This is a genomic window from Streptomyces sp. NPDC037083 (assembly GCF_055606485.1).
The window spans coordinates 766,484-781,972 of the sequence record NZ_JBVJSQ010000002.1 but is presented as its reverse complement, the minus strand read 5'-3'; the positions used below and the strand labels follow the sequence as shown (position 1 = coordinate 781,972).

At 71.6% G+C, this 15,489-nt stretch carries 12 protein-coding genes and 1 pseudogene; 9 read left to right on the top strand and 4 right to left on the bottom strand.

Annotated elements, in window-relative coordinates:
* The first annotated feature begins 6 nt into the window (after positions 1 to 6).
* Genes iolB through mmsA form a run of 3 tightly spaced genes read left to right on the top strand, consistent with a single transcriptional unit; the run spans position 7 to position 4,234 of the window.
* Entirely contained in the window at positions 7 to 843 is an 837-nt protein-coding gene (gene iolB / locus ACZ7DE_RS08205; RefSeq protein ID WP_470758898.1) for a 5-deoxy-glucuronate isomerase, read from the top strand.
* Positions 840 to 2,717 carry a 3D-(3,5/4)-trihydroxycyclohexane-1,2-dione acylhydrolase (decyclizing) gene (gene iolD, locus ACZ7DE_RS08200; RefSeq protein ID WP_470758897.1) on the top strand — a complete coding sequence of 626 codons (1,878 nt, stop codon included), beginning with the start codon at positions 840 to 842 and terminating at the stop codon, positions 2,715 to 2,717. The genes iolB and iolD overlap by 4 nt, the downstream gene beginning before the upstream one ends.
* A gap of 14 nt (positions 2,718 to 2,731) precedes the next feature.
* Positions 2,732 to 4,234, top strand: coding sequence for a CoA-acylating methylmalonate-semialdehyde dehydrogenase (mmsA, locus tag ACZ7DE_RS08195; RefSeq protein WP_470758896.1), 1,503 nt, complete (start codon positions 2,732 to 2,734; stop codon positions 4,232 to 4,234).
* Positions 4,235 to 4,286: 52 nt separating this feature from the next.
* On the opposite strand, the gene ACZ7DE_RS08190 is transcribed toward mmsA, so the two are convergent.
* Positions 4,287 to 5,123, bottom strand: coding sequence for an SCO4651 family lipoprotein (locus ACZ7DE_RS08190; RefSeq protein WP_470758895.1), 837 nt, complete (start codon positions 5,121 to 5,123; stop codon positions 4,287 to 4,289).
* Between the two features lie 333 nt (positions 5,124 to 5,456).
* On the opposite strand from ACZ7DE_RS08190, the gene ACZ7DE_RS08185 reads away from it, so the two are divergent.
* The 4 genes from ACZ7DE_RS08185 to ACZ7DE_RS08170 all read left to right on the top strand — a co-directional run bounded on the left by ACZ7DE_RS08185 (position 5,457) and on the right by ACZ7DE_RS08170 (position 12,102).
* Positions 5,457 to 6,854: an APC family permease gene (locus tag ACZ7DE_RS08185; RefSeq protein ID WP_470758894.1), complete on the top strand. Its 1,398-nt coding sequence runs from the start codon at positions 5,457 to 5,459 to the stop codon at positions 6,852 to 6,854.
* A gap of 116 nt (positions 6,855 to 6,970) precedes the next feature.
* The gene (locus ACZ7DE_RS08180; protein WP_470758893.1) at positions 6,971 to 9,619 is read left to right on the top strand and encodes an alpha/beta fold hydrolase; all 2,649 of its coding nucleotides are present in this window, start codon (positions 6,971 to 6,973) and stop codon (positions 9,617 to 9,619) included.
* Positions 9,616 to 10,470, top strand: coding sequence for an ABC transporter permease (locus ACZ7DE_RS08175; RefSeq protein WP_470758892.1), 855 nt, complete (start codon positions 9,616 to 9,618; stop codon positions 10,468 to 10,470). Before ACZ7DE_RS08180 ends, ACZ7DE_RS08175 begins: the two co-directional genes overlap by 4 nt.
* Positions 10,471 to 10,611: 141 nt before the next feature.
* A complete protein-coding gene (locus ACZ7DE_RS08170; protein ID WP_470758891.1) occupies positions 10,612 to 12,102 on the top strand; it encodes a vWA domain-containing protein in 1,491 nt (496 codons plus the stop codon).
* A gap of 90 nt (positions 12,103 to 12,192) precedes the next feature.
* Here the strand turns inward: ACZ7DE_RS08170 and ACZ7DE_RS08165 are convergent, their stop codons facing one another.
* From ACZ7DE_RS08165 to ACZ7DE_RS08155, 3 genes are all read right to left on the bottom strand, one after another.
* Entirely contained in the window at positions 12,193 to 12,600 is a 408-nt protein-coding gene (locus ACZ7DE_RS08165) for a rodlin (RefSeq protein WP_470758890.1), read from the bottom strand.
* Positions 12,601 to 12,728: 128 nt separating this feature from the next.
* On the bottom strand, positions 12,729 to 13,754 hold the full coding sequence (locus ACZ7DE_RS08160; protein WP_470758997.1) for an LCP family protein: 1,026 nt from the start codon (positions 13,752 to 13,754) through the stop codon (positions 12,729 to 12,731).
* Positions 13,755 to 13,865: 111 nt separating this feature from the next.
* Entirely contained in the window at positions 13,866 to 14,276 is a 411-nt protein-coding gene (locus ACZ7DE_RS08155; protein WP_470758889.1) for a rodlin, read from the bottom strand.
* A 228-nt stretch (positions 14,277 to 14,504) separates the two neighbouring features.
* Between ACZ7DE_RS08155 and ACZ7DE_RS08150 the strand changes: the two genes are divergently transcribed.
* Both ACZ7DE_RS08150 and ACZ7DE_RS08145 read left to right on the top strand, forming a co-directional pair.
* A complete protein-coding gene (locus ACZ7DE_RS08150; protein ID WP_470758888.1) occupies positions 14,505 to 14,915 on the top strand; it encodes a rodlin in 411 nt (136 codons plus the stop codon).
* A 283-nt stretch (positions 14,916 to 15,198) separates the two neighbouring features.
* Positions 15,199 to 15,449, top strand: a pseudogene (locus tag ACZ7DE_RS08145) (chaplin).
* Positions 15,450 to 15,489: the final 40 nt, after the last annotated feature.

Here is a 15,489-nt window from a genome sequence, read left to right as displayed (position 1 = left end):
GGCCGCATGACGAACACAGAGCCGCACCACGACCTGTACATCCCGCACGGCGCCACCGCCGACGCCGACCACGCGCTCGCCATCGACCCCGAGCGGGCCGGCTGGGGCTACTGCAGCCTGCGGATCGTCGAGCTGGAGCCGGGCGGCACCCACACCCTCACCACCGGTGACAGCGAGTGGATCGTGCTTCCGCTGGAAGGCGGATGTACCGTGCGAACAGCCGATGAGAAGTTCCAACTCCTGGGCAGGGAGAGCGTTTTCGCGTCGGTCTCCGACTTCGCGTACGTTCCCCGCGACGCCCGGGCCCAGATCGCCTCCGGCGCGGGAGGCCGCTTCGCCCTGGCAGGAGCGAAGTGCGAGCGACGACTCCCCGCCCGCTACGGCCCCGCGCCGGAGGTCCCCGTAGAAGAGCGCGGCAGCGGCAACTGCGCCCGCGAGGTGCGCAACTTCGCCTCCGCCGACGCCTTCGACTGCGACAAGCTGATCGCCGTCGAGGTGATCACCCCCGGCGGCAACTGGTCCTCGTACCCGCCGCACAAGCACGACGAGCACCGGCCCGGCGAGGAGGCCGAGCTCGAGGAGATCTACTACTTCGAGATCGACGGCCCCGACGGCTTCGGCTACCAGCGGGTGTCCCCCTCGCGCGCGGGCGGCTCCGACGTCCTCGCCGAGGTCCGCTCCGGCGACGCCGTCCTCGTCCCCGACGGCTGGCACGGCCCGTCGATCGCCCAGCCCGGCCACGCCATGTACTACCTGAACGTCATGGCAGGACCCGGCGAGACGCGGGAGTGGCGGATCTGCTTCCACCCGGCTCACGTAGAAACCACAGGGGGTTACCGATGACCACCAGGCTCACAGTCGCCCAGGCGCTGGTGCGCTTCCTCGCCGCCCAGTACACCGAGCGCGACGGGGTACGGCAGCGGCTGATCGGCGCGACCTGGGGCATCTTCGGCCACGGCAACGTCGCGGGCATCGGCCAGGCGCTGGTCGAGTACGGCGACGACATGCCCTTCCACCAGGGCCGCAACGAGCAGTCCATGGTCCACGCGGCCGTCGGCTACGCCCGCCAGTCCAACCGCCTGTCCACCCACGCGGTGACGACGTCGATCGGCCCCGGCGCGACCAACCTGGTCACCGGCGCCGCCCTGGCCACCATCAACCACCTCCCGGTCCTGCTGCTGCCCGGCGACATCTTCGCGACCCGCGTGGCGGACCCGGTCCTCCAGCAGCTCGAAGTGCCGTACGCGGGCGACGTGTCGGTCAACGACTGCCTGCGCCCGGTGTCGAGGTACTTCGACCGCGTCACCCGCCCCGAGGTCCTGATCCCGGCCGCGCTCCAGGCGATGCGCGTCCTCACCGACCCGGTGGAGACCGGAGCCGTGACCCTGGCGATGCCCCAGGACGTCCAGGCCGAGGCCTACGACTGGCCCGACGAGTTCTTCGCCGAGCGCACCTGGGTCGTACGCCGCCCCGGAGCCGACCCGACCGAGCTGGCCGAGGCCGTGGGCGTGATCCGAGCGGCCGTGCGCCCCCTCGTCGTCGCGGGCGGCGGTGTCCACCACAGCCGCGCCGAGGAGGCCCTCGCCGAGTTCGCCGAGGCCACCGGCATCCCGGTCGCCTCCACCCAGGCCGGCAAGGGCTCGCTGCGCCACGACCACCCCCAGGACGTGGGCGGCGTCGGCCACACCGGCACCGCGACCGCCGACGAACTGGCCCGCACGGCCGACCTGATCATCGGCGTCGGCACCCGCTACACCGACTTCACCACGGCCTCCGGCACCCTGTTCCAGGGCGAGGGCGTCCGCTTCCTCAACCTCAACATCGCCCCCTTCGACGGCCACAAGCTCGCCGGCCTCCCGCTGGTCGCGGACGCCCGCAGCGGTCTGGGCGAGCTGACCGAGGCCCTGCGGATGCACGGCCACCGGGTGGCGGACGCGTACGTCGCCGAGTACAGCGAGGACAAGGAGCGCTGGGAGCAGCGCGTCGACGCCTGCTACGAGGCCGACGAGCCCGACGTCCGTCCGACGCAGCCGCAGGTGCTGGGCGCCCTCGACGCCCTCGTCGACGAGTCGGACGTGATCATCAACGCGGCCGGTTCGCTCCCCGGCGACCTGCACAAACTGTGGCGGGCGCGCTCCCGGGACCAGTACCACCTGGAGTACGGCTACTCCTGCATGGGCTACGAGATCCCGGCCGCCATCGGGGTGAAACTGGCCGCTCCCGAGCGCAACGTCTGGGCGCTGGTCGGAGACGGCACGTACCTGATGATGCCGACGGAGATCGTCACGGCCGTGCAGGAGGGGATCGCGATCAAGATCCTGCTCGTGCAGAACCACGGCTACGCCTCGATCGGCGGTCTGTCGGAGTCGGTGGGCGGCGAGCGGTTCGGCACCGCGTACCGCTTCACCTCGGAAGACGGCACGTTCACCGGGGCTCCGCTGCCCGTCGACCTGGCCGCGAACGTGGCCAGCCTCGGCATGCGGGTGCTGCGCGCGAAGACCGTCCGCGAACTGCGCGACGCCCTCGCCGAGGCGCGCCGCGCCGACACTCCCACATGTGTCTACGTCGAGACCGAAACGGCCGACACTGTGTCGGGCCCGCCGCCGGCGCAGGCCTGGTGGGATGTACCTGTGGCCGAGACCGCGACCCGACCGTCCGCGGTGAAGGCACGTGAGCTGTACGAACGGCACGTCTCCACCCGACGCCGCCATCTGTGAAGGAGCACTCGGTCATGACGAAGATCGTCAACCACTGGATCGGCGGCAAGACCGTCGAAGGCGCGTCGGGTACGTACGGGCCGGTCACCGACCCCGCGACCGGCGTGGTCACCACGAAGGTCGCGTTCGCGACGGTGGACGAGGTCGACGCGGCCGTTGCGGCCGCCAAGGACGCCTACGCCACCTGGGGCCAGTCCTCGCTGGCCAGGCGGAGCACGATCCTGTTCAAGTTCCGGGCGCTGCTCGACGCGAACCGGGACGCGATCGCCGAGCTGATCACCGCCGAGCACGGCAAGGTGCACAGCGACGCGCTGGGCGAGGTCGCCCGCGGCCTGGAGATCGTGGACCTGGCCTGCGGCATCACCGTGCAGCTGAAGGGCGAGCTGTCGACCGAGGTGGCGAGCCGCGTGGACGTCTCGTCCATCCGCCAGCCGCTCGGCGTCGTCGCCGGCATCACGCCGTTCAACTTCCCGGCGATGGTCCCGATGTGGATGTTCCCGATCGCCATCGCGTGCGGCAACACGTTCGTGCTGAAGCCGAGCGAGAAGGACCCGTCGGCGTCGCTCAAACTCGCCGAACTGCTCGCCGAAGCCGGTCTCCCGGACGGCGTGTTCAACGTCGTCCACGGCGACAAGGTGGCCGTCGACCGTCTCCTGGAGCACCCGGACGTCAAGGCCGTCTCCTTCGTCGGCTCGACGCCGATCGCCCGCTACATCCACACCACCGCCGCGGCGAACCACAAGCGCGTGCAGGCGCTGGGCGGCGCGAAGAACCACATGCTGGTCCTGCCCGACGCGGACCTGGACGCGGCCGCCGACGCCGCCGTCTCCGCCGCCTACGGCTCGGCCGGCGAGCGCTGCATGGCGATCTCCGCGGTCGTCGCCGTCGGCGCGATCGGCGACGAGCTGGTGGAGAAGATCCGCGAGCGCGCCGAGAAGATCAAGATCGGCCCCGGCAACGACCCGACGTCCGAGATGGGCCCGCTGATCACGAAGGTCCACCGCGACAAGGTGGCCTCGTACGTCACCGGCGCGGCGGCCGAGGGCGCGGAGGTCGTCCTCGACGGCACCGGCTTCACGGTCGACGGCTTCGAGGACGGCCACTGGATCGGCATCTCCCTGCTGGACAAGGTGCCGACGACGGCGAAGGCCTACCAGGACGAGATCTTCGGCCCGGTGCTGTGCGTCCTGCGGGTGGACACGTACGACGAGGGCGTGGCCCTGATCAACAGCTCCCCGTTCGGCAACGGCACCGCGATCTTCACGCGGGACGGCGGCGCGGCCCGCCGCTTCCAGATGGAGATCGAGGCCGGCATGGTCGGCGTGAACGTCCCGATCCCGGTTCCCGTCGGCTACCACAGCTTCGGCGGCTGGAAGGACTCGCTCTTCGGCGACCACCACATCTACGGCAACGACGGCACGCACTTCTACACCCGGGGCAAGGTCGTCACCACCCGCTGGCCCGACCCGGCCGACGGCCCCGGGGGAGTGGACCTGGGCTTCCCGCGCAACCACTGACCCCCCACGCCTCCGGCGCCCTGCCTCCTCCCCGGCAGGGCGCCGCGGTGCGTCAGCCCGCCGCGCCGGCCTCCTTGAGGGCCTCGGTGAGGTCGCCGGTCTGCACGGCGGGCGGGGCCTGGACCGGGGCCGTTTCGCCGAACTTCTCGAAGTCCATGGTGACCTTCATGGCGCCGATCGCCTGGATCATGCGTACCGGCAGGTCCTCGGCTCCGACCCAGACGTCCATGGTGATCGAGGTGGCGCCGCCGGTGAGCGAGCCGAAGAGGTTGTCCTGGTTGCCGTAGGCCTCCTTGTACTTCCCCATGCCCTTCTGGTCGACGACGGCCCGGTAGTGCGTCGCGGTCCTGCCGTTCACCGTCTCCTGGCCGAGGTCCTCGACGTCGTCGGCGTACTTCAGGCCCTTCATGGAGGCCGACGGGCTGCCGTTGCCGCTTCCGCTGAGCGCCTGCGCGCCCTGCTCGCCGAAGACGGCCGAGCCGTCGACCTTCATCCACTCCTTGCCCTTGAGCGGGCCTGAGGCCTGCGGGTCGACGTCGTAGTAGTACACGCCGTCCACGAACAGCATGCGCATCGTCGGATCGTCCTGCAGCTGCTGCATCTGCGCGGCCGCGGTGTCCATCCGGACGTCGAACGCGAATCCGTCGCCCCAGGAGTACGTGCCCTCCATGGCGACCGGGGCGCCGGTCCCGAGGGAGGTGGTCATCTTCACGTCCGCCGAACCGATCTGCTCGGTCCGGTCGGTCGCCCGGCCGAGCGCGGCCATGATCGCGTCGGTGCCGTCCACGGCCCCTGCCGTGCCCTTGGCGGCCTGTGTGCCGCATCCGGCCGTCGTGATCAGCGCCGCCGCCGTGACCGCCGTCCACACGCCCGCGTATCGCAGCTTCATGAGTCCCCACCCCTGTGCGTTGTCTGTGATCCCCGAACCCTCGCGAGACACACTGACATGTCCGCATCCCGAACGTCGCCCCACTTTTTTGCCGGACGCCCTGCGGTTCCCGTATGCGCCAAGCGACGGAAGCGGCCTGACCGAAACTGTCGTATCCGCGACCGGAGCCCCCTCCGGGCTACGGATTCCGTAGGTAACCACCTATTGACGCACCGGTTTCCGTCGGGATTCCATGCAGCCGCCGGGAGCGGACGAAGACGTACGACCAATGCCGCCGGAGGCGATAGCGCTCCCGCCCCTCACCCCGCCGCACGAGTCGATCGGAACCGCCGCATGACCGACACGCTCCGCCCTGTCGAGACCGCCCTCCCCCAGGCGCCCGACAGCCCCCAGAAGCTCAAGCGCTCCATCGGAGTCGTCGGCGGCACCCTGCTCACCCTGTCCTGCGTCACCCCCGCCTCCACCCTCTTCGTCGTCGTCCCGGACCTGTTCGGCTCGCTCGGCACCGCGACCGCCCTCACCATCGCGATCGGCTCGCTCCTCTGCATCGCCGTGGCGTTCTGCTACTCGGAGCTGGGCACCCTCATCCCCAGCGCGGGCGGCGAGTACGCCATGGTGTCGACGCTCGCCGGACGGCTCGCCGGCTGGCTGGTGTTCGTCCTCTCCCTGCTCGTCGTGATGATCGTCCCGCCGGTGATCGCGATGGGCACCGCCGACTACCTCGCCCCGGTCGTCCACCTCGACCCCTCCCTCGCGGGCGCCGGCGTCATGCTGCTCGCCACCCTCGCCGGCCTGCTCGACCTGCGCGCCAACGCCTGGATCACCGGCGTCTTCCTGGTCCTGGAGGTGATCGCCGCCGCCGTCGTCGCCGTCCTCGGCTTCACCCACGGGCACCGCGGCGCGAGCAGCCTGGTGTCCATGCAGGTCGCCGGAGCCGACGGCCACGCCGACACCGTCACCGCCATGCTGGTCGTCTCCGGCCTGGCCATCGCCCTCTTCGTCACCCAGGGCTTCTCGACCGCCGTCTACCTCTCCGAGGAACTGGAGCACCCGCGCCGCAACGTCGCCCGCACGGTCCTGGCCACCCTCGCCATCTCCTCCGTGATCATCCTGGTCCCGGTCGTCGCCATCACCTTCGGCGCCTCCGACCTCGCCGAACTCACCGGCGGCGACATCAGCGCGATGGTCACCGCCTGGTCCGATTCCGCCGTCGGCACCTTCGTCAGCCTCTGTGTGGCCCTGGCGATCGTCAACGCCGGCATCGTGATGGTCATCCAGAACTCCCGCGTCCTGTTCGCCTCCGCCCGCGACAAGGCCTGGCCCGAGCCGGTCAACGACGTCTTCGCCAGGCTCGGCCGCTTCGGCTCCCCCTGGGTGGCCACCCTCGCCGTCGGCGTCCCCGGCGCCGCCCTCTGCTTCGTGAACCTGGACACCCTGTACGGCGTCACCGGAGTCTCGGTGACCGGCATGTACCTCCTCGTCGCCGTCGCCGCCCTGCTCGCCCGCCGCGGCCACCACCGGCACACCTCCGCCTGGCGCATGCCCCTGTGGCCCGTCCTCCCGGCCGTGCTGATCGCCGTCCTCGGCTACGTCCTCACCCGGCAGGACACGAGCTACCTCCTGTGGACCGGCGGCATCACCGCCGTCGCCACCCTCTACTGGGCCCTCTACCTCCGCCCGCGCCGCGACACCCGCTGGCTGGTGTCCCTCCCCGAGGACGCCCGCACCTGAGCCCGCGGGTACCGCGCCCGCGGTACGCCGGGAGCGCCGCGTACGCCGCCGGGAGGGTGTCAGGTTCGGTCCACGGTCGACAACTCCACGACAGGTTGACCCCGTACGGTTGAAGCATGGATCTTCGACTGCCCGGTCTGCGAGGACCACGGCGGCCGCGACGGATCGTCTCCGCCGCGGCCGCCGTGGTCGTACTCGCCGGTGCCGGTACCTGGACGGCCGTCGCCGGCGACGACGACACGCCCGCGGTGCACCGCGCCGACCGGCTCATGAAGGTGGACGGCGTCCGCCTGGACACCTCCTACTTCACCGCCGGCGGCTCCGGCCGCCGCCCCGCCGTCCTCCTCGCGCACGGCTTCGGCGGCAGCAAGGAGGACGTACGGCAGCAGGCCGAGAACCTCGCCCGGGACGGATACGCGGTGCTCACCTGGTCGGCGCGCGGCTTCGGCGAGTCCACGGGCAGGATCGGGCTGAACGACCCCAAGGGCGAGGTCGCCGACGTCTCCCGGCTGATCGACTGGCTCGCGCGCCGGCCCCAGGTCCAGCTCGACAAGAGCGGCGACCCGCGCGTGGGCGTGGCCGGCGCCTCCTACGGCGGCGCGATCTCCCTGCTGGCCGCCGGCCACGACGACCGCGTCGACGCCATCGCCCCCGCGATCACCTACTGGAACCTCGCGGACGCCCTGTTCCCCGACGGCGTGTTCAAGAAGCTGTGGGCCGGAGTGTTCGTCAACACCGGCGGCGGCACCGCCCGCTTCGAACCCCCGCTGGCCACGATGTACGAGCGCGTCGCCGAGTCCGGCACCCCGGACGCCGCCGCCCGCCGGCTCCTCGAGGAGCGCTCGCCGTCCGCCGTCGCCGACCGCATCAAGGTCCCCACCCTCCTGCTCCAGGGCCAGACCGACTCCCTGTTCACCCTCGCCCAGTCCGACGCGGCCGAGAAGGCGATCCGCAGGAACGGCGCGCCCGTCGACGTCGACTGGATCGCCGGCGGCCACGACGGCGGCGACATGGAGGCCGCCCGCGTCCAGGCCCGCGTGAACTCCTGGTTCGACCGGTACCTCAAGGGCGACAGGTCCGCCGACACCGGCCCCGCCTTCCGCGTCACCCGCACCGGAGGCGTCGACTCCACCGACGGCGCCGCCCGGCTCAGGGGCGCGAGCGCGGACAGCTACCCGGGCCTGGCTGCCGCCACCCGCTCGTTCCCGCTGACCGGCCGCCGCGAGGAGCAGTCCTTCGCCAACCCGCCCGGCGCCACCCCGCCGGCCGTCTCCTCCCTGCCCGGCCTCGGCGGCGGGGGGCTCGCCCAGCTCTCCTCCCTCGGCGTCGGCGTCTCCCTCGACTTCCCCGGCCAGTTCGCCGCCTTCGACTCCGCGCCCGTCACCGGCGACCTGCGCGTCACTGGCTCCCCGACGGTCACCGTCCATGTGAAGTCCACGTCCGACGCCGCCGTCCTCTTCGCCAAGGTCTACGACGTCGGCGCCGACGGCTCCCGGCAGGTGCTGCCCTCCCAGCTCGTCGCCCCGGTCCGCGTCGAGGGCGCCAAGGCCGGCAAGGACGTCACGATCACCCTCCCGGCCATCGACCACAAGGTCGACGACGGCCACCGGCTGCGCCTGGTCCTCGCCTCCACCGACCTCGGCTACGCCTCCCCGACGGCCCCCGCCACGTACACCGTCTCCCTGAAGAGCGACCTCGAGGTCCCCACCGCCCCCACCGTGACGACGGCCGCCGCCCCGCTGCCGTCCTGGGTCTGGTGGCTCCCCCTCACGGGCGCGGTGATCGCGCTGGCCCTGCTGCTGACGGCCCGCCGCCGCACCGCCGCCCCGGCCCCGGACCCCGAACTCGCCGACGTCCCGCTCCGGATCGCCGACCTGAGCAAGAAGTACGGCGACAGCGACCGCTACAGCGTCCGCGACCTCTCCTTCCGTGTGGAGAAGGGCCAGGTCCTCGGCCTGCTCGGCCCCAACGGCGCGGGCAAGACCACGACCCTGCGCATGCTCATGGGCCTGATCACGCCCGACGGCGGCGAGATCCGCGTCTTCGGCCACGCCGTCCGCCCCGGCGCCCCGGTCCTCTCCCGCGTCGGCTCCTTCGTCGAGGGCGCCGGCTTCCTGCCGCACCTGACCGGCCGGGAGAACCTGGAGCTGTACTGGCGGGCCACCGGCCGCCCGGCCGAGGACGCCCACCTCGACGAGGCCCTCGAGATCGCCGGCCTCGGCGACGCCCTCGCCCGCGCCGTGCGCACCTACTCCCAGGGAATGCGCCAGCGCCTCGCCATCGCCCAGGCCATGCTCGGCCTGCCCGACCTGCTCATCCTGGACGAGCCGACCAACGGCCTCGACCCGCCGCAGATCCGCGAGATGCGCGAGGTGATGATCCGCTACGCGGCGGCCGGCCGCACGGTGATCGTCTCCAGCCATCTGCTGTCCGAGGTCGAGCAGACCTGCACACACCTCGTGGTGATGGACCGCGGGCGGCTCGTCCAGGCCGGCCCGGTCGCCGAGATCGTCGGCTCCGGCGACACCCTCCTCGTGGGTACCGCCGTCCCCGTGGACGAGCCGGTCGTCGAGAAGATCGCCGCGCTGCCCTGCGTCGCCTCCGCCCTGCGCGCCGACGAGGGCCTGCTGGTCCGCCTGGACGCCGAGGGCACCGCCCAGCGCCTGGTGGCCGAACTCGTCCGGCTCGACGTGCCGGTGACCTCGGTCGGCCCGCACCGCCGCCTGGAGGACGCCTTCCTCACCCTGATCGGAGGTTCCGCATGAGCACGCTCACCGAGGTCGCCTCCGGCTACCGGGCGGGCCGCACCCTGCCGCTGCGCGTCGAGCTGGTCCGCCAGCTCAAGCGCCGCCGCACGCTGATCATGGGCGGCATCCTCGCCGTCCTGCCGTTCGTCCTGCTCATCGCCTTCGCCATCGGCGGCGAGCCGGGCGGCCGCAACGACCAGGTGACCCTGATGGACACGGCGACCGCCTCGGGCGCCAACTTCGCCGCGGTCAACCTCTTCGTCTCCGCGGGCTTCTTGCTCGTCATCCCGGTCGCCCTGTTCTGCGGGGACACCGTCGCCTCGGAGGCCGGCTGGTCCTCGCTGCGCTACCTGCTCGCCGCGCCGGTGCCGCGGGCCCGCCTGCTGTGGTCCAAGCTCGTCGTCGGCCTCGGCCTCAGCCTGGCCGCGATGGTCCTGCTGCCCGTCGTCGCCCTCGCCGTCGGCAGCGTGGCCTACGGCTGGGGCCCGCTGGAGCTGCCCACCGGCGGCGCGCTCGACCCGGGCACGGCAGCCCAGCGGCTCGTGATCGTCGTCGGGTACGTCTTCGTCTCCCAACTGGTCACCGCAGGACTGGCGTTCTGGCTCTCCACCAAGACCGACGCCCCCCTCGGCGCGGTCGGCGGCGCCGTCGGCCTGACCATCGTCGGCAACGTCCTCGACGCCGTCACCGCCCTCGGCGACTGGCGCGACTTCCTGCCCGCACACTGGCAGTTCGCCTGGGCCGACGCCGTCCAGCCCACCCCGGAGTGGTCCGGCATGATCCAGGGCGCCGCCGTCTCCGTGACCTACGCCCTGGTGCTGTTCGCCCTGGCCTTCCGGGGCTTCGCCCGCAAGGACATCGTCAGTTAGGTCACCGGCACATCACCCGCCGGTCTCGAGGACCGTCCCCCGTGCCCACTTCGAGACGGATCCGCAACACCCCGTGTCGCACGTTCCGGCCCCCTGATCCGTCACAGTCACAGACGTCGACGGACACAGGGGGCACAGGACATGAACCATCACCGGACATCACGGCTGCTCGCCTTCACGGCGGCCGCGGCGATGCTGCTGACCGGCTGCGGCGCAGGCGACTCCGCCTCCAGCGACGCCTCGGACGGAGCGGCCCGCGGCAGCAAGGCCTTCCCCGCGCCGAGCGCGCCCCGCGCCGACGAGGACGGCGACAAGGCCGCCCCCGACCACCTCTCCACCTTCGCCCTCGACGTCGACACCGCCTCCTACGGCTACGCCCGCCGCACCCTCGCCGACGGCGGCCGCCCGGACCCCTCGACGATCCGTCCCGAGGAGTTCGTCAACAGCTTCCGCCAGGACTACGAACGCCCCGACGGCAACGGCTTCTCGGTCACCGTGGACGGCGCCCGCACCGGCGACGACGACTGGGCCCTGGTCCGCGTGGGCCTGGCCACCCGGACGGCCCCGAAGCGGAGCGAACGCCCGCCCGCCGCCCTCACCTTCGTCATCGACGTCTCCGGCTCGATGGGCGAGCCGGGCCGCCTGGACCTGGCCAAGTCCTCCCTCGGCACGATGACCGACCGCCTGCGCGACGACGACTCCGTCGCGATCGTCGCCTTCAGCGGCGAGGCCGAGACCGTCCTGCCGATGACCCGGCTCGGCGACCACCGCGCACGCGTCCACGACGCCGTCGACAGCCTGGAGCCCAGCGACTCCACCAACCTCGGCGCGGGCGTCGAGACCGGCTACGCCACCGCCGTCGAGGGCCTGCGCAAGGGCGCCACGAACCGGGTCGTCCTCGTCTCCGACGCCCTCGCCAACACCGGCGACACCGACGCCGACTCGATCCTGGAGCGCATCGACACCGCCCGCCGCGAACACGGCGTCACCCTGTTCGGCGTCGGCGTCGGCAGCGACTACGGCGACGCCCTCATGGAACGCCTCGCCGACAAGGGCGACGGCCACACCACGTACGTGTCGGACGAGGGCGACGCCCGCAAGGTGTTCTGCGACGAACTCCCGCAGAACATCGAGCTGACCGCCCGCGACGCCAAGGCCCAGGTGGCCTTCGACCCCCGGACGGTCGCCGACTTCCGCCTCGTCGGCTACGACGACCGCCGCGTCGCCGACGACGACTTCCGCGACGACCGCGTCGACGGCGGCGAGATCGGTCCGGGCCACACGGTCACCGCCCTGTACGCGGTGCGCACCAAGCCGGGCGCCGACGGCCACCTCGCCACCGCCACCGTCCGCTGGCTCGACCCCGTTACCCGCACCCCGCACGAGACCTCCGGCCAGGTGGAGACCCACGCCCTGCACGACCGACTCGCCGACGCGCCCGCCCGCTTCCGGGTCACGGCGACGGCCGCCTACTTCGCCGACGCCCTGCGCCACCCGGAGACCCCGCTGCCGGACGCTCCCACCCTGGACGAACTCCGGCAGACGGCGGCAGAGCTGGCGGACGAGACCGAGGACAGCGCCGTCGGCGACCTGGCGCAGGCCATCAGGGAGGCGGGCCGCCTCGACCTCTAGCGCTGCACGGTCTCCGGCCGCCGGAGACACACGAAACGGCGGGTCACCGGAGAACCGGTGACCCGCCGTCGCGGTACGTCAGGCTGCGGCTCAGCCGTTGCCCGCGCCGTTGCCCGAGAGGGCCGAGATGTCGTCCAGGATGTGCGACAGCGGCTCGTCGCCCTTGGCCTGGGTGCTGTTCTCGACGCACTGCTGGTTCTGCGGCGAGGACAGGACGTTGATGTCCTGGAGGGTGATCGGGACGGCGCCGAGGACCCCGCCCACATTCGCCTTGAGCGGCAGGCCGATGCACGGCTTGTTCAGCGAACCCTGGACCAGCGAGAGCTGCGGGCTCATGTCGCCGAAGGTGGCCGAGTTGCCGAACTCCGACGAGGCGCCGTTGCCGCTGGCGGACGTGGTGCCGCTGTCGTCACCGATGGCCAGGGCCTGCGGGGCGCTCACGGCCGCGAGACCGGCGACCGAGGCGGCGATAGCCGCGGATGCCCACAGCTTCTTCATGTTCGTTCCCTTCGAAAAAGCGGACTCCGGGGGAGGAGCTGCGTGATCAACAACGCTCGACACCCGCCCCGGGTTGCGTGTTGTGCCCCGATCGGCCCAGCGCACCGCGCCCGACGGCCGTGCGCCCCTCATGTGCACGCGTACGCGCTCCCACGCACCGGCACCGTGCTGCCGAGGATGGTCGGCGGGTCCTTCGGCTCGGGGTGCGCGCCCCGCGCCACCAGCGGCTTGTCCGCACGCACTTTCGTGAACAGCGCCTCCGCCTTCTTCGCGTCCCAGGCCAGTGCCGAGCCGATCCCGAGGGAGGCCGGGGCGAACCCGCCGATCGGCACGGTGGTGAACTCCGTCGCCGAGGACGGCAGTCCGCGCAGCGCGGCCGCCTCCTGGGCGAGCTCGTTCACCGAGAAGCCCTGCGGGCCGGACCCGAGCACTGTGCGCACCAGGTGCACCGTGCGCCCCGGGTCGCCGAGCAGCCCGCCCTTCTGCACCCCGCGCAACGCCTGTACGAGGAACCGCTGCTGACGCTGAATACGGCCGAGGTCGGCGCTGGAGTCGACATGCCGTGAGCGCACGTACTCCAGTGCCCGGCCGCCGTCGAGGCGGTGCTTGCCGGGCTCGAGGTCGAGCTTGGTCGCGGAGTCCTTCAGCGGCCGCGGGGTGCACACCTCGACGCCGCCGATCTCGTCCACCGTGTCGACGAAGCGCCGGAAGTCCACGTGCACGAACCGGTCGACGTTCACCCCGGTCATCGACTCCACGGTCCGGACCGTGAGCTCCGGCCCGCCCTCCTGGAAGGCCGCGTTGAGCTTCGCCGGATGCGACGGCCGCTGCCTGCCGTCCGCCCCCTCGCGGTACGGCGGGATCTGCGCGTAGGAGTCGCGGGGCAGGCCGATCACGCTGACGCGGTCCCGGCGGGCCGAGAGGTGGACCAGCATCAGGACGTCGGTGCAGCCACAGGGCCGGCCGCCGGCATGGAACTCGTGCTTCTCGGCGACGCTGATGGTGTCCCGTTCGTCGGTGCCCATCACCAGGACGTTCAGCGCCCGCGGGGCGTGTTCCCGGCCGGGCAGCGCGGAAGTGCCGAGCACCGTGCCGGCGGCGGCCAGGACGAGTCCGGGAATCGCCAGGCGGCGGGGCCGAAGGTTTCTCTTCATCGTCACGCGCGCACGCTAGAACAGCGGGCCGCCGATGATCCGGCGGCCCGCTGCCCGGGCGGAGAATCCACCCCCGGGGCTCAGGGAATGAGCCCGTTCACCACGTCGGACTCAGTGGTTGGCCGCACCGTTGCCGGCGAGGACGGAGATGTCGTCCAGGATGTGCGACAGCGGCTCGTCGCCCTTGGCCTGGGTGCTGTTCTCGACGCACTGCTGGTTCTGCGGCGAGGACAGGACGTTGATGTCCTGGACCGCGATCGGAACCGCGCCGAGGACCGAGCCGGCGTTGATCTTGGCGGGCAGGCCGATGCAGGGCTTGTTGAGTGAGCCCTGGATGAGCGCCATCTGGGGGCTCATGTTGCCGAAGGTGGCCGAGTTGCCGAACGACTGGCTCGCTCCGTTGCCGCTGGCGGACGTGGTGCCGCTGTCGTTGCCGATGGCCAGCGCCGGGGCTGCTGCGGCGGCGGAGACGCCGACGACGGAGGCGGCGACCGCAGCAGCGGCCAGTACCTTCTTGATCACTTGTATAAGTCCCTTCATGAGAACCCCGTCCACCGGAGCGTTCTGGTTAACTCCGCCCACCCTGTTTGGTTGCACGGATTCACTCTGACGGCCCATAGGGCGAACCGTCGTCGTCGGCCCGGAAAAACCGATCGGGTGACGTGCCGCAACTAATCCCGACGCGTCGGGTTGTTCGGTGGCAGGCACGTGGTCCTGGCTTGGCGTCAGGGCAGGGAAAGGAATCGAAAAATGCTGAAGAAGGCAATGGCCGCGGCGGCGGTCGCCGCTTCCGTCGTCGGAATGTCCGCGGCGGCCGCCCCTCAGGCGCTTGCCATCGGGGACGACGCGGGCACCACCTCGGCCAGCGGCAACGGGGCGCACGAGGCGTTCGGGAACTCGGTGACCAAGGGCGACATGAGCCCGCAGGCCACGTTGGTCCAGAGCTCCCTCAACAAGCTGTGCGTCGGCCTGCCTGTCAAGGTGAACGTGGGTGGGGTCCTCGGCGCCGTCCCGATCACCCTCCAGGACATCAACGTCCTGTCCTCCCCGCAGAACCAGCAGTGCGCCGAGAACAGCACCCAGGCCAAGGGCGACGAGCCGCTGTCGCACATCCTGGACGACATCTCCGTCCTCGCCGGCAACGGTGTGGCCAACGGCTGACGTTCACCCGCCCGCCGTACGGTCCGCCGCTTTTCCGCGGTCCGTGCGGTGGTGTGGTTCCCGGCCTCTTTGCCGCGCGTGTGGCGTCCTCGGAATCGCCCTCCAGGAGGAGCGTTTCTTCTTCGGTGGGCCCGTTGTGTCGATCCTGTGAAGGCGTTCGAGTGAATTACCCGGTGCCAGGTGTTCCTGAGTTTCTTCGGCTGTCTATCTCTCGTTTGCAGCCTGCGGGTCATGGTGCGAGCCGCTCCAGTTGCGCTCGCTCGGTTTCGACCGTCATCTGGGCATGACCGCAGAGAAGGGAAACTCATGAAGAAGAGCGCTGCTGTTGTCGCGGGTCTGATCCTGGCCCTCGGCGGGGCCGCCCCCGCCTTCGCCGACGCCGGAGCCAACGGTGCGGCCATCGGCTCCCCGGGTGTCCTGTCGGGCAACGTCGTCCAGATTCCGATCCACATCCCGGTCAACCTGTGCGGCAACTCGATCAACGTGATCGCCGCGCTGAACCCGACCGGCGGCAACGTCTGCGTCAACGACTGACGCTATGGCACACCAGCCGCCGACGGCTGGAACGAGGCCG

Bases quoted from the DNA above. Each gene is read 5' to 3' on its own strand.
- iolB (WP_470758898.1), top strand. From the start codon at position 7: ATGACGAACACAGAGCCGCACCACGACCTGTACATCCCGCACGGCGCC.
- iolD (WP_470758897.1), top strand. From the start codon at position 840: ATGACCACCAGGCTCACAGTCGCCCAGGCGCTGGTGCGCTTCCTCGCC.
- mmsA (WP_470758896.1), top strand. From the start codon at position 2,732: ATGACGAAGATCGTCAACCACTGGATCGGCGGCAAGACCGTCGAAGGC.
- ACZ7DE_RS08190 (WP_470758895.1), bottom strand. From the start codon at position 5,123: ATGAAGCTGCGATACGCGGGCGTGTGGACGGCGGTCACGGCGGCGGCG.
- ACZ7DE_RS08185 (WP_470758894.1), top strand. From the start codon at position 5,457: ATGACCGACACGCTCCGCCCTGTCGAGACCGCCCTCCCCCAGGCGCCC.
- ACZ7DE_RS08180 (WP_470758893.1), top strand. From the start codon at position 6,971: ATGGATCTTCGACTGCCCGGTCTGCGAGGACCACGGCGGCCGCGACGG.
- ACZ7DE_RS08175 (WP_470758892.1), top strand. From the start codon at position 9,616: ATGAGCACGCTCACCGAGGTCGCCTCCGGCTACCGGGCGGGCCGCACC.
- ACZ7DE_RS08170 (WP_470758891.1), top strand. From the start codon at position 10,612: ATGAACCATCACCGGACATCACGGCTGCTCGCCTTCACGGCGGCCGCG.
- ACZ7DE_RS08165 (WP_470758890.1), bottom strand. From the start codon at position 12,600: ATGAAGAAGCTGTGGGCATCCGCGGCTATCGCCGCCTCGGTCGCCGGT.
- ACZ7DE_RS08160 (WP_470758997.1), bottom strand. From the start codon at position 13,754: ATGAAGAGAAACCTTCGGCCCCGCCGCCTGGCGATTCCCGGACTCGTC.
- ACZ7DE_RS08150 (WP_470758888.1), top strand. From the start codon at position 14,505: ATGCTGAAGAAGGCAATGGCCGCGGCGGCGGTCGCCGCTTCCGTCGTC.